At 67.1% G+C, this 13,181-nt stretch carries 15 protein-coding genes; 7 read left to right on the forward strand and 8 right to left on the reverse strand.

What is annotated here, in order from left to right:
* The first annotated feature begins 239 nt into the window (after nt 1-239).
* From EV216_RS06900 to pqqE, 7 genes are all read left to right on the forward strand, one after another.
* Complete coding sequence (locus tag EV216_RS06900; RefSeq protein ID WP_243642002.1) at nt 240-1,892, forward strand: sensor histidine kinase; 1,653 nt, start codon at nt 240-242, stop codon at nt 1,890-1,892.
* A 9-nt stretch (nt 1,893-1,901) separates the two neighbouring features.
* Entirely contained in the window at nt 1,902-2,594 is a 693-nt protein-coding gene (locus tag EV216_RS06905) for a response regulator transcription factor (protein WP_132694327.1), read from the forward strand.
* A gap of 111 nt (nt 2,595-2,705) precedes the next feature.
* On the forward strand, nt 2,706-2,804 hold the full coding sequence (gene pqqA / locus EV216_RS06910) for a pyrroloquinoline quinone precursor peptide PqqA (RefSeq protein ID WP_132694328.1): 99 nt from the start codon (nt 2,706-2,708) through the stop codon (nt 2,802-2,804).
* 22 nt (nt 2,805-2,826) lie between these two features.
* Nucleotides 2,827-3,723: a pyrroloquinoline quinone biosynthesis protein PqqB gene (pqqB, locus tag EV216_RS06915; RefSeq protein WP_132694329.1), complete on the forward strand. Its 897-nt coding sequence runs from the start codon at nt 2,827-2,829 to the stop codon at nt 3,721-3,723.
* The gene (gene pqqC, locus EV216_RS06920; RefSeq protein WP_132694330.1) at nt 3,720-4,469 is read left to right on the forward strand and encodes a pyrroloquinoline-quinone synthase PqqC; all 750 of its coding nucleotides are present in this window, start codon (nt 3,720-3,722) and stop codon (nt 4,467-4,469) included. The genes pqqB and pqqC overlap by 4 nt, the downstream gene beginning before the upstream one ends.
* Nucleotides 4,466-4,741: a pyrroloquinoline quinone biosynthesis peptide chaperone PqqD gene (gene pqqD, locus EV216_RS06925; protein ID WP_132694331.1), complete on the forward strand. Its 276-nt coding sequence runs from the start codon at nt 4,466-4,468 to the stop codon at nt 4,739-4,741. Before pqqC ends, pqqD begins: the two co-directional genes overlap by 4 nt.
* Nucleotides 4,738-5,820 (forward strand): pyrroloquinoline quinone biosynthesis protein PqqE, encoded by a 1,083-nt coding sequence (gene pqqE / locus EV216_RS06930; protein WP_132694332.1) that lies wholly within the window; start codon nt 4,738-4,740, stop codon nt 5,818-5,820. Before pqqD ends, pqqE begins: the two co-directional genes overlap by 4 nt.
* Nucleotides 5,821-5,826: 6 nt before the next feature.
* Here pqqE and rpoN read toward each other — a convergent pair whose 3' ends face one another.
* The 8 genes from rpoN to EV216_RS06970 form a co-directional block, all read right to left on the reverse strand.
* Nucleotides 5,827-7,134 carry an RNA polymerase factor sigma-54 gene (rpoN, locus tag EV216_RS06935; RefSeq protein ID WP_132694333.1) on the reverse strand — a complete coding sequence of 436 codons (1,308 nt, stop codon included), beginning with the start codon at nt 7,132-7,134 and terminating at the stop codon, nt 5,827-5,829.
* 137 nt (nt 7,135-7,271) lie between these two features.
* The gene (locus EV216_RS06940) at nt 7,272-7,583 is read right to left on the reverse strand and encodes a ferredoxin family protein (RefSeq protein ID WP_132694418.1); all 312 of its coding nucleotides are present in this window, start codon (nt 7,581-7,583) and stop codon (nt 7,272-7,274) included.
* Entirely contained in the window at nt 7,580-8,887 is a 1,308-nt protein-coding gene (locus tag EV216_RS06945) for an FAD-dependent oxidoreductase (protein ID WP_132694334.1), read from the reverse strand. The genes EV216_RS06940 and EV216_RS06945 overlap by 4 nt, the downstream gene beginning before the upstream one ends.
* Nucleotides 8,888-8,900: 13 nt before the next feature.
* On the reverse strand, nt 8,901-10,007 hold the full coding sequence (locus EV216_RS06950; protein WP_132694335.1) for an electron transfer flavoprotein subunit alpha/FixB family protein: 1,107 nt from the start codon (nt 10,005-10,007) through the stop codon (nt 8,901-8,903).
* A gap of 11 nt (nt 10,008-10,018) precedes the next feature.
* The gene (locus EV216_RS06955) at nt 10,019-10,948 is read right to left on the reverse strand and encodes an electron transfer flavoprotein subunit beta/FixA family protein (RefSeq protein ID WP_207893984.1); all 930 of its coding nucleotides are present in this window, start codon (nt 10,946-10,948) and stop codon (nt 10,019-10,021) included.
* A complete protein-coding gene (gene nifW / locus EV216_RS06960) occupies nt 10,945-11,277 on the reverse strand; it encodes a nitrogenase-stabilizing/protective protein NifW (protein ID WP_132694336.1) in 333 nt (110 codons plus the stop codon). The genes EV216_RS06955 and nifW overlap by 4 nt, the downstream gene beginning before the upstream one ends.
* Entirely contained in the window at nt 11,274-12,476 is a 1,203-nt protein-coding gene (gene nifV, locus EV216_RS06965) for a homocitrate synthase (RefSeq protein WP_132694337.1), read from the reverse strand. The genes nifW and nifV overlap by 4 nt, the downstream gene beginning before the upstream one ends.
* Nucleotides 12,473-13,180, reverse strand: a complete 708-nt coding sequence (locus EV216_RS06970) for an iron-sulfur cluster assembly scaffold protein (RefSeq protein WP_132694338.1) — start codon at nt 13,178-13,180, stop codon at nt 12,473-12,475. Before EV216_RS06970 ends, nifV begins: the two co-directional genes overlap by 4 nt.
* Nucleotide 13,181: the final 1 nt, after the last annotated feature.

Genomic DNA, 13,181 nt, shown 5'->3' on the forward strand with positions numbered 1-13,181 from the left:
CCCGGCGCCTCAATGAACCCCATAGGCGCGCCAAAGAAAACCCGTTTCTGCATCTCGGCCCCGCGGGCATGGACGGAAACCGAACCGCCCCGGGAACGGGCGCGGACGTCGCGCCGCACCTGGTGGCACGTCCCTCGACCGACGTCCATTCCCCGCCCGAGCTGTCAATCCCGTCTTTGGTCTTGCAGCCCCTGCCCGCAATACGCCCTAAGATCGACAAGGGGTCGGGAGTAGAGGACTTGGAACAGCGGCGGGACAGCACCGGACCGTCCAGGACAGCGCGCGACGCTGGGTGGCAGCGCGGTAACTGGCATCCCTTCGCCTCGCTCAAGGGGCGGCTTGCGCTGGGCGCGGGCATGATAGGACTGGTCGCGATCCTGTCGGGCGCGCTGACGCTTTACGGCATGGGCCAGGTCTCGCAACGCATCGCCGAGTCGCTGCAGGCCGAACGACGCATCGCGCGCTATTCGGTGCTGTCCACGCAGATCTCTGCCTTCATCGCGATCTCGGCCGAGGCGATGCAGGCCGGCCTGTCGCTCGACGAACGCGCCGCGCGGATGGAAACCGCGATCCGGGGACTGGAAGGCACCTTCGCGCTGATGCGCCAGGATCTCGGGGCGGCGGTCGCCCAGGCCCGCGGCCAGGGACTGAACGAACAGTCGCGCCGTGCCACGCAAAGCATCGCGATCGCACGGATGGAGGCATTGTTCACGTCCACGCGCGACGGGCTGCTGTCGGGGCAGACCGGCACGGACGAGGCGCGCGCCTATCTCGCGGGTTTCGCGCAGGCGGTGGAATCCCTGCTGAATGCCGCCGTGGCAGACGAGATGCGCGTCCGCGACCAGATCGTCGCCGGAATCGGCGACCTGCGCCGCCAACTGACGCTGATGGCCCTGGGTATCTCGGCGTTGGTCGTAGGGATGTTCGGGGCCTTCTATTTCGGCCTTGTGCGGCCGCAACTGGGCCGTCTCGACCTTGCCCGGGAGGCCGCGCAACGGATCGGGCGCGGCGAGTTCGATGTCACGCTGCCCGAGGATCGCGGCGACGAGATCGGCCGGTTGTTCGCCGAGACGAACCGCGCGTCCCGTGCGCTAGCCCGCCGTCGCGACGAGGTGGAGGCCGAATGGGCCCGCCTGAACGAAACCATTTCCGCGCGCACCGAAGAGCTGCGCGCGGCAAACGAGGCGCTGGCGCGGACCGACGAGGAACGGCGCCGCTTCTTCGCCGATATAGGCCACGAACTGCGCACGCCCCTGACCGTGATCTTGCTTGAATCCGAACTTGGCCTTAAGGGCGTGGGCGATGCACATGCGGGTTTCGAGACGATCCGCGCCCGGGCCCGCCGTCTGGGGCAGCGGATCGACGATCTGTTGCGGGTGGCGCGCTCGGAAAGCGGGCGCATTGAACTCACGCGCGAGCCTTGCGACCTGGGACGCATCGCCACCGACGCCGTCGCCGATATCCGGGTCGAGATCGAAGCCGCCGCCATGACGGTCGAGGTCGCGGCCGTATCGGGGCTGCAGGTGACGTCCGATCCGGATTGGCTGCGCCAGGTGATCGCCGGTCTTGCCCAGAACGCGGTGCGCCATGCCGGGTCGGGCGGTCGCCTGTCGATCGACGTCGTCGCCGACAACGGCGCGGGCGTCGTGCGCGTCACCGATAACGGCCCCGGCGTGCCCACGGACGAGATCGGCCGCGTCTTCACTCGGTTTCATCGTGGCAAGACCGGTCCGCGCGCCGGGGGCTTCGGCATCGGGCTTGCGCTCGCGAAATGGCTTGTGGAACAGATGGGCGGCAAGATCGCGCTGATCAGCCCGGTGCCCGAGGGGCAGCGCCTTGGCGATGAACCCGGCACGCTGGTCGAGGTGCGCCTGCCCTTGATCAAGGAGTGATGCACCGCGATGGCCGAAAACGCCAACAGCATACTGATCGTGGACGACGACCCCGAGATCACCTCGGCGCTGGCCCGGGGCCTCGGGCTGCATGGATATCGCACGATCTGCGCACATCGCGTCGAAGAGGCACTTATGCGGTTCCGCGAGGACCGGCCGGGGGCGGCCATCGTCGACGTGATGATCGGCTCCGACAGCGGGATCGAGCTGGTGCGCGCGCTGCGCGCCGAGGGCATCCGCACGCCGATCCTGATGCTGAGCGCGCTGTCCGAGGTCGAGGACCGCACCGCCGGGCTGGATGCGGGCGCGGATGACTACATCGCCAAGCCCTTTGCCTTTGACGAGCTGGTGACCCGTCTCAAGGTGCAGGAACGCCGCGCCCGCCGCTCGGACCCCGCCCCTGCCCTGCGGCTCGACCCCGCGATCCGCACCGTCCATGGCCCGGCGACCAGCATCACGCTGACCGAGCGCGAATTCGCGCTGTTCGAACTGCTCTGGACCCATCGCGGCGAGGTGCTGTCGCGCGCGGACCTGTTCGACCGGCTCTGGGCGCGCGAGGGCACCAGTTCCGAGAATGTGGTCGACGTCTATATCGGCTACCTGCGCCGCAAATTAGCGCCAACGCGGGAGTTCGGATTCGAGCTGCGCACGCTGCGGAACCGCGGCTTCATGCTGGAGCCTGTGGCAGCGCTGGATACCTAAGCCACTTTCTTGGAACGGTTTTTATAATTTCTTAGAACAATTCTTTTGACGCGAAGGCCGCCAGTGCCGAATATTCCCGTATCCTTCGGGAACCTTAAGGGAGAACTCATCATGGCCTGGACCAAACCGACCCTCCGCGAGATCGAGTGCGGCATGGAAATCAACATGTACGGCCCGGACAGCGGCGACGATCAGGGCGGCCTGTTCTGATCGGCTGCGCGCGGAGGCCACGTTGGGATTCCGCGCGCATATCCTCGGGGCGGCTGCCGGTGGTGGATTGCCTCAATGGAATTGCGGCTGCGAGAATTGTCGCCTTGCAAGGCAAGGGTCGATACCGGCCCAGACTCAATCTTCCCTCGCGGTTACGGGCAACGGCGAGGACTGGACGATCCTGAACGCCTCGCCCGATATCAGACACCAACTCACGGACTGCGCGGCGCTGCACCCCTCCGGCCTGCGCGAGGTGCCGCTGAAATCGGTTCTCGTGACCAATGGCGATATCGACCATGTCGCTGGCCTGCTGACACTGCGCGAGATGCAGCCCTTTGACCTGTTCGCCACCGCCGGCATCCACGACGTTCTGGCGCAGAACCCGATCTTCGCGGCGCTGAACAAAAAGGTCGTGACACGCAGGACCGTGACCCTCGGCGTTCCCTTCCGGCTGGCACCGGGCCTCTGGGCGGACCTGTTCCCGGTGCCCGGCAAGGTGCCGCTTTACCTTGAGGGCGAGACGGTCGAGACCGATCTGGTCGGCGAGCAGACCGTGGGCGTCCACCTGACCGGCGGAGGTGGCGAGGCGCTTTACATCCCCGGCTGCGCGATGCTGAACGACGAACTGCGCGCGCGTCTGAACGGGGCGCCGCTGGTGTTCTTCGACGGCACGCTCTGGCGCGACGACGAGATGGTGCGCGCGGGGCTGGGTGAAAAGACCGGCAAGCGGATGGGCCATATCTCGATGAGCGGGCCGGATGGCTCGATCGCGGCCTTTGCGAGCCTGAACGTGGGCAAGAAGATCTACGTTCACATGAACAACACCAACCCGGTGCTGAACCCCGAAAGCCTCGAACGGGCCGAGGCCGAGGCCGCCGGGTGGATCATCGGACAGGATGGAATGGAGATCACGCCATGACCCAGACCCGCCAGGAATTCGAGGCGCGGCTGCGCCGCATCGGCGACGAGCGCTATCACGACAAGCACCCGTTCCATCACCTGCTGCACGGCGGGCGCTGCACGCCCGATCAGGTCCGCGCCTGGGTCATCAACCGCTATTACTACCAGTCCCGCATCCCGATGAAGGACGCCGCGTTCATGTCGCGCGTCGAGGATCCGAAACTGCGCCGCGCCTGGCGCTCGCGGATCGAGGATCACGACGGCACCGCCGAGAACGAGGGTGGCATCGCGCGTTGGCTGAAACTGGCCGAGGCGGTGGGGCTGGACCCCGATTACGTCGCCTCGGAGGTCGGCATCCTTCCGGCCACGAAATTCGCCGTCGATGCCTATGTCCGCTTCGTGCGTGACAAGACCCTGCTGGAAGCCGTGGCCTCGTCCCTGACCGAGCTGTTCGCGCCCAGAATCCATGCCGAGCGGATCGAGGGGCTGTTGAAGAACTACGATTTCGCCAATGATGTCAGCATGTCCTATTTCCGCAAGCGCCTGACCGAGGCGCCCAAGGATGTGGCCTTTGGCCTGGCCTGGGTGCTGGACCATGCCGACACGCAGGAAAAGCAGGACGCCGCCGCCAACGCGCTGATCTTCAAGACCGATGTGCTGTGGGCGCAGCTTGACGCGCTGCATTCGGCCTATGTCGAACCGGCCCGCATCCCGCCCGGTGCCTGGGTGCCGGGCGAGGGTCAGGCGCTGGCACGGGCATCATGATCGGCGCGCAGGACATTCCCGTGATCCCCCGCGGCGTGCGCATGCAGTTCGACCGCGTGCGCGACCGCTGGGTGCTGCTCGCGCCCGAACGCACCGTGGCGCTGGACGAGATCGGCCGCGCGATCCTCTCGGAGATCGACGGCGCGCGCAGCTTTGGCCAGATCACGGCCGGACTGGCCGCGAGATACGCCGCGCCCGAGGACCAGATCGCCGCGGACAGCCGCGGCTTTCTCGGCACCCTGATCGAGCGCCGGTTCCTGGAGGTGAAATGACCGTCACCCCGCCCATCGCGATGCTGGCGGAACTGACCCACCGCTGCCCGCTGTCCTGTCCCTATTGCTCGAACCCGGTGGAGCTGACCCGCCGGGACGCCGAACTCGACACCGCGCAATGGGCCGACGTGTTCCGGCAGGCCGCCGATCTGGGCGTGCTGCAACTGCACCTGTCGGGGGGCGAGCCGGTGACGCGGCGTGACCTTGTCGATCTGGTGATCGCCGCGCGCGAGGCGGGGCTTTACACAAACCTGATCACGTCGGGGATCGGGCTGACCGAGAAACGGCTGAAGGAGCTGGACGAAGCGGGGCTTGACCATATCCAGTTGTCGCTTCAGGGCACCGATGCCGACATGGCCGACCGGATCGGCGGCTATCGCGGCGGTTTCGCGCGCAAGATGGATGTTGCCCGCTGGATCGGCGAGATCGGCTTTCCGCTGACGCTTAACGCGGTGCTGCATCGCCAGAACCTGCACCAGTTGCCGCGCGCCATCGAGATGGCCGTCGAGATGGGCGCCCGCCGGATCGAGGTCGCGACGGTCCAGTTCCACGGCTGGGCGCTGATGAACCGCGATGCGCTGATGCCCACGCGCGAACAGGCGCGCGAGGCCGATGCCATCGTGGCCGAGGCCCGCGCCCGGCTCAAGGGGGTGCTGGTGATCGACTATGTGCGCGCCGATTACCACAACGATTATCCCAAGCGCTGCATGGGCGGCTGGGGCTCGACCGGCATCAACGTGGCCCCCGACGGGCTGGTGCTGCCCTGCCACGCGGCGCAGACCATTCCGGGGCTGGTCTTCGACCGGACGCAGGACCGGCCGCTGCGCGAGATCTGGTATGAGGGCAGCGCCTTCAACGCCTATCGCGGCACCGACTGGATGCCCGAGCCCTGCGCCTCGTGCGAGCGCAAGACCATCGATTTCGGCGGCTGCCGCTGTCAGGCGATGGCGCTGGTGGGCAATGCCTCGGCGACCGATCCGACCTGCATCAAGTCGCCCCATCACGCCGCGTTGCAGGCCCGGGCCGATGCCTTTGCGGCCGGGCCGACCGAGTTCACCGCACGCGCGGCGGCGGGCTGAACGCCGTCAGGCCGGTTCCGGCGACCGCTTGCGGCGGTCATAGGAGGACGGAATTCCCAGCATATCTCGATACTTGGCGACCGTGCGCCGGGCCAGTCGCGCGCCCTCGGCCTCGGCCCGGCGGACGATCTCGGCATCGCTGAGCGGATTGGCGGCATCCTCGGCAGCCACGATCCGCCCCACCAGCGCGATCAGCGCATCCTGCGACGGCCCGTCCGCCCCCGATCCCGGCGTGAAGGCCCGGCTGAAGAACGCCTTGAGCGGCAGCGTGCCGCGCGGCGTCTCGATCATCCGGTGCGCCACCGCGCGGCTGATCGTCGAGGGATGCAGGCCCAGTTCCGCCGCCGCCTCCTCGGTCGAGAGCGGGCGCAGCGCCGCGGGACCGGCCTCGATGAAGGCGTCCTGGTGACGCACCAGGAAGGCGGCGGTCAGCAACAGCGTCGCCTGCCGCCGCTCGACCGCGCGCACCAGCCAGCGCGCCCGCGACTGCGCCGAGGACAGCCAAGCCCGCGCCGCCGCATCGCCCGCAGACCCCGGCCCCGCGGTCACCCGCAGCGTGGGCAGGATCGACCGGTTCAACTCGACCTGCCATCCCTCCTCGCCACGAACCAGCCGCAGATCGGGCGGCTGCACGGGATGTTCCTGCATCGAAAAGGCCAGCCCCGGCTTGGGATCGAGCCCCCGGATCGACACCAGCGCCGCGCGCACATCCGCGGGCGTGCCATCGCACAGATCGGCCAGTTCCTCGATCCGCCCCTCGGCCAGCATCCCCAGATTGTCCAGGATCACCGACAATTCCCAGGTCAGAAGCCCCTTGTCGGCGGCCTGCAATTTCAGGCACTCGGCCAGATTACGCGCGAACAGCCCGGCGGGCTCAAGCTGCTGAAGCCGTCCCAGCACCGCCTCTGCCACCGCCACCGGAACGCCCACATCGCGCGCCACCGTCTCGACCGAGGCACCCAGCCAGCCCGTCGGCTCCAGCGTCTCGACAAAGGCCAGCGCCACGCGCTGCGCCGCAGGCTGCGGAAAGGCCAGCGCGATCTGGCCCGCGACATGGGCAAAAAGACTGGGCTTCTCCCCCTGCAGAGCCGCGACCGGGTCCCAATCCGGATCATGCCGAGCCGCGGGCGTGCCCGAAGGCAAGGATGGCAACGCCTCGGGCAGGCTGACCTCGAGACAGGGATTCTCCAGCGCCTGCTCGGCCAAATGAGCAACAAGGTCAAGATGGCTCATCTGCAGGATCCGCAACGCGGCCTGCATCTTGACATTCATCGCCAGGCCCTGGGTCTGGCGCTGGACGACATTCATTTCCATCCGGACAACCTAACACGAGTCGCAACAGCGCGCCTCACCCGTCTTGCCGCGGACCGGGGAGGGTGCCGCGCCCGAGGGCCGCCCGCCGGGGCGGTCCCGACACCGGCGCGCCGGTCCCCCTACGCAAACCGCCGGGCTCAGCCGAACTTGAACAGGATTCCGTATCCGCCGCGGGGGTAGGACCATTCCAGTTCACCCGTCGCCTGGCAGACGATGCGACAGGTGCCGCATTCCATGCAGCCGTCCGGCGCCACCTCCACCCGGCCCTCCTCGTTCAGGCGGTAGCATCCCGCGGGGCAGATATTGACCAGCGCCCGCAATTCTGGGCTGTCACCGCCGCGCTGGTGTTCGATGCGCACATGCGGCCGCCCTTCGTCCACCATGTAGCGGTTCTGGTAGAGCCGCTCTTCCATCTTCGGGGGTTTTGTTCCGTTCATCTTGTCCGTCATCTCCACGCCCTCGCCACCTTGACCATGTCGGTCGCCACACGCAGCCAGCCGCCACGCGCCCGTTTCAGGCCTCGCAGGATCTCGGCTTCCTTTGTTTTCTTGTCGCGCCCGTCCACCCGCAGGAAGGCCTGCATCGACCGGTTGATGAAGGCCGGGTAGGTGGTGAAAAGCTGGCGGTTCCGCTCCAGCAGTTTCGGGATCTTTCGGTATTTCTTCAGATCCTTCAGCACAAAGCTTTCTTCCAGCGCGTCGCGGTATATCTTGAGGTTCTCCTCGGTCGCAGGCAGCCCCTCGGCCTTGAGCCGCACCAGGCACTCGGCCGCGATCCGGCCGGTGGTCATCGCCAGGTTCGAGCCCTCGCGATGCACCGCATTCACGAATTGCCCTGCATCGCCCACGATCAACCAGCCGTCCCCGGTCAGATTCGGGATCGCGTCATAGCCGCCCTCGGGGATCAGATGGGCGACATATTCCTTCATCTCGGACCCCTTCAGCAGCGGTCGGACCGAAGGGTGGCTCTTGAACCGGTCGAGCAGTTCGTAGGGCGGGATCTGCTTTTCGGCGAAATCCGACACCAGGCAGCCCACCCCGATCGAGATCGATTCCTTGTTGGTATAGAGAAACCCGGTGCCGACCATGCCCGAACTGACCGAGCCTAGCACCTCGATCACCACGCCTTCGTTCTCGTCCGACAGGTTGAAGCGTTCGCGGATCGTGTCCTCGGGCAGGAAATGGGTTTCCTTCACCGCGAGCGCGACATGCTGCGGACGCAGTTCCGGGCGCAGCCCGGAGCGCTGCGCCACCAGCCCGTTCACGCCTTCGCCCAGCACCACCACATCTGCATAGACCGGGCCGCCTTCGCGATCGGTCAGCACGCCGATCACCTTGCCCTCGGCATTGCGTACCAGTTCGGTCACCGTGGTCTCGGTGATCAGCGTGACGCCCGCATCGCGTACCTGTTTCGAGAACCACTTGTCGAATTGCGCACGAAGGATGGTGTAGCGGTTGGGTTTCTCCTCGTTGAAACTGTCAGAGCGGTGATGCGTGCCGGTATGCGAGGTCTCGTCGAGCATCCAGAACCGCTGTTCCACCACATGGCGCTCCAGCGGTGCGGTCTCACGGAAATCGGGGATCATCCGCTCCAGCGCATCGGCATAGAGGATCGCACCCTGCACGTTCTTCGAGCCGGGATATTCGCCCCGGTCGATCTGCAACACGTTCAGCCCCGCCTTGCCCATTGTGTAGGCCGCCGCGTTGCCGGACGGTCCGGCCCCCACGACGATGGCGTCGAAATGTTCGGGCATTGTCTCGTCCTCCTCAGCTTGCCAGCGCCCGGCCGGACAGTCGGCGGGCAAAGGCATCGGTCAGCGCTGGCAGGACCGCCAGCGCATCGGCCACCACGCCCAGATGGGCGAAGTCGAAGATCGTGGCGTCGGGATCGGTGTTGATCGCGATGATCAGATCGGCCCCCTCGACGCCCACCCGGTGCTGGATCGCGCCCGAGATACCGGCCGCGATGTAAAGCTTGGGCCGGATCGTGTTGCCGGTCTGGCCGATCTGGCGTTCGGCCGGCGCCCAGCCCTTCTGCACCAGCGGCCGCGAGACACCCCATTCGGCCCCCAACACCTCGGCCAGGCGCTGGACATGCTTGAGATTGGCCGCGTTCTGCAGCCCCATGCCACCCGCCACCACGATATCGGCATAGGCCAGGTTGGCCTTTTCCACCTGCGCGTCCGAGACAAATTCCAGCACCTTGGTGACGATATCCGCCTCCTGCATCCGCAGCGAATGCCACACCATCCGGCCCGACCGCTTGCTGTCGGGTTCGGGCATCGCCATCACCCGCGGGCGCACCGTGGCCATCTGCGGGCGGTGGTTCAGCGTATGGATCGTGCACAGAAGTGTGCCGCCGAAGGTCGGCCGGGTCGCAGCCAGCGACTTGTCATCGGCGATCTTCAGCTCGGTCGCATCCGCCGTCAGCCCGGTCTGCAACACCGTGGCCACAGACCCGGCAAGATCGCGGCCCAGAGGTGTCGCACCCAGCAGCAGGATCTCCGGCTGGTGGCGGTTGACCAGATCGGTCAGCGCCCTGGTAAATGGCTCGTTACGATACTCGGCAAGCAGCGGATCCTCGCAGATATAACAGACATCCGCGCCGTAATGATATGTCTCGCGGATCGCGCGCTTGGTGTCATCATTGCGCGGGCCCAGCACCACCGCGCAGAGATCAACGCCCAGATCATCGGCGAGCTTGCGCCCCTCGCCCATCAGTTCCCACGAGACGGGATGGACGCGACCGCGCTCGATCTCGACGAAGACCCATACATGTTTGTAATTCTTGAACTTCTCGGCCAGCTGCATCTGCATCGCGGCACGGCCGCCGACAGGCTGCTGGGGGGCGGGTTTTTGCGGGGCGTCAGCCATGGCGCGTCTCCTCAAGTGAACCGGGCGGTCAGATCCGCCTCGAGCTTTGGGGCCTTTGCGAACAGCAGGTCGAGCATCGCGTCGGCGGTCTGGGCCGGGGTCTTGCCCTCGACCGCGACCATCTCGGCCTTCTCGGCGCGGGGGCTTGGCGCGAAGACGCGCTTGACCACCGTGGGCGAGCCTCTAAGCCCGCATTTCAGCGCATCCTCGATGCCCGCATCCTCGGCCGACCAGATGGTGACCGGCGCGCGTGCCGCACGCAGCATGTCCTGCAAGGTACCGCGGCGCAACTCGTTGGTGTCTTCGAGCATGGTGATCAGGCAGGGCAGTTTCGAGCGCAGCACCTGCACACCGCCTTCGGAGCGGCGCCGCACCGTGATCTCGCCCCTCTCGCAATCGAGCGCGTCGATCGCGCTGACATAGGTCAACTGGTTCAACCCCATCCGCCGCGCAATGCCGGGGCCGACCTGTGCGGTGTCGCCGTCGATCGTCTGCTTGCCCGTGAACACGATATCCACGGGGCGCACCTCGCCGATCTTGTCCAGCGCCGAGGCCAGCGCAAAGGATGTCGCCAGCGTATCCGACCCGGCAAAGCGCCGGTCGGTGATCAGCACCGCCTTGTCCGCCCCCAGCCCCAAAGCCCGGCGCAACGCATCTTCGGCCATCGGCGGACCCATCGTCAGCACCGTTACCGCGCCGCCGAACTCGTCGCGCAAGCGCATCGCCTCTTCCAGCGCGAAAAGGTCATAGGGATTGATGATTGTCGGAACCCCCTGGCGCATGATCGTGTTCGTCACGGGATGAACCCGGATCTGCGCGGAATCGGGCACCTGCTTGATGCAAACGACGATGTTCAGGCCGGTTTCGGCCTTGCTGGCCGGTTTGGGCGCGTCCATCGCCTCGGCGCCAGGAAACTCGGGTTCGATCAGTTTCTCGCTCATTGTACGGACAGCCGAAGCCCCTCCATCGGAACCACGTTGCCACGGGGTTGGTTGAAGATTTTCAGCGCCTTCTGGGCGCGCGGGGTAGAGGTCTGGAAATCGGCATGGGCCCGCTTGAGCGCCCGGCGCGCTTCAAGGAACACACCGTCCTCGTCGAGCGCGGAAAGCTCCACCTGTGACAGATAATCGCCCATACGCTTCATGACATGCAGCCGCGCGCGGTTCAGCACCGACTGGTCGTAGGGCAAGAGCAGGAAGGTAAAGAGATCCTCGGCAGAGGAAAGCGCGTGCATCTGGTCGAGCACGCCGCGGTCGGGTTTGCAGCTCATGGCAGGCTCCTTTCCGTGTGATCGGGGACCGCGGGCAGGCAGATCATGGCCTGGGCGCGGGCGGTGAGAATGGCGAGATCCGCGGGCGTCGCGGCGCGTTTTTCGGCACTGGCCCAGTCGCGCAGCAAAGGCAGGACGGCCCGCGCGGTGCCCTCGTCCGAGGGCAGACCCGCGGCGGCCAATCCGCCGGTCAGCGCGGCCAGGCCCGAATGCTTGCCCAGCACGATCTGACGGTCGCGCCCGAACCGTGCCGGAGCCAGGTCAGGCGCCTCGTAGGTCGCGGGATCCTTTATCAGCCCGTCGACATGGATGCCCGATTCATGGCTGAAGACATGCGCGCCGACGATCGGACGACTGGGCGGAAGGGGCCGTTTCGATGCGCGCGCGACCAGTTCGCAAAGCCCGCAAAGCTGATCGAGCGCGACCGATGTCGGACGGCCCTGCACCGCAAGCGCGGCGACGACCTGTTCCAATGCGGCATTGCCCGCGCGTTCGCCGAGCCCGTTGACCGTGACAGACAGATGCGTGGCCCCGCCGCGCGCGGCCGCCAGCGTGTTGGCGCTGGCAAGCCCAAGATCGTCATGGGCGTGAAACTCGATCGGCAGCGATTCCTGAGCCAGGCCAGCGACCAGCGTATGGGCCGCGAACGGGTCCATCAGCCCCAGCGTATCGGCCAGCCTCAACCGGATCGCACCCGCCGCCGCCGCGGTCGTGGAAATCTGCAACAGGAAGTCCGGATCGGCGCGCGAGGCATCCTCGGCGCCGACCGAGACAACGAAGCCAGCGCCCGTGGCCAGCCGCACCAGCCGGTCGGTTTCGGTAAGCGCCCAGTCACGCGAGCGGCCAAGCTTGCCCTGAAGCTGGCGGTCCGAGGCGGGCACGGTCAGATGCAGCCGCGACAGCCCAGTCAGCGCGGCCAGTTCCAGATCGGTTTCGCGCAGCCGACACCAGACGACGCCCGCGGCGCGCGTCAGCCGCGCGCCCGCCTCGCGCATCGCCACGATCTCGGCGCTGCCCATAGCGGGCACGCCCAGTTCGATCTCGGCCACGCCCGCGGCATCAAGGGCAACGGCAATCTCTATCTTCTCGGCGGCCGAAAAGGCCACCCCGGCCGCCTGTTCGCCATCGCGCAGGGTCGTGTCGCAGATCAGCGGCGCGGGATCGAGCCGAAAGTTATCGGGACCGGGGGCAAGGGTCATCGGACCACTCTCCCCTGGGTCGGCGCAGGTACCACAAGAACCGCTCGGCCCAGCACATCGGCGATGCGCTGTTGCAGCCCGCCCAAGGTCAGCCCGGCAATCTGGCAGCCTGCACAGGCCCCCTTGAGGGCCACGCGCACCCGGGGTCCGACGATGTCGACCAGTTCCACATCGCCACCATCGGCCTGGAAGCGCGACCGCATCTCGTCGAGAACGGCCGCGACGGCGGCAGTCTCGTCGGCGGGTGTGGTGCCGAGGGTGCGGGGCACGCTGGGGCGCAACGTCTGGATCGCGACCGGGCCCGGGGCGCGCGCGACTTGCGCGGCGCGAAAGGCCGGGGGCTGGGCATGATCGGCGAGGGCGGCGGTCAGCGCCGCGGCGGCGACGCGGGCGGCCGAGCGGTCCGCGTCAGGCAAGCCGCCGAGCAAGGTTTCGACGTAATCGGAGGAGATCGAACGGGCCTCGGCCAGCGTCTTGCCGACCAGGCATTCGCTCAGCGCCGAGCCCGCCGCCACCTCCGGCCCCCCGCCGGTGGTCTGGAACCGCGCCACGGCGATCTCGCCCCGCTCGATCCTCAGCATGAGCCGGAACGCGTCGCCCGTGCGCAGCGACCCTGCCTCGCCCAGCGCATTCGCGTCTTCCAGATCTCCGCGATTCCGGGGGTTCAGGAAGTGATCCGTCAGGGTCGGGGAATAATCGAACATC

This window comes from Rhodovulum steppense (assembly GCF_004339675.1).
GTDB lineage: Bacteria > Pseudomonadota > Alphaproteobacteria > Rhodobacterales > Rhodobacteraceae > Rhodovulum > Rhodovulum steppense.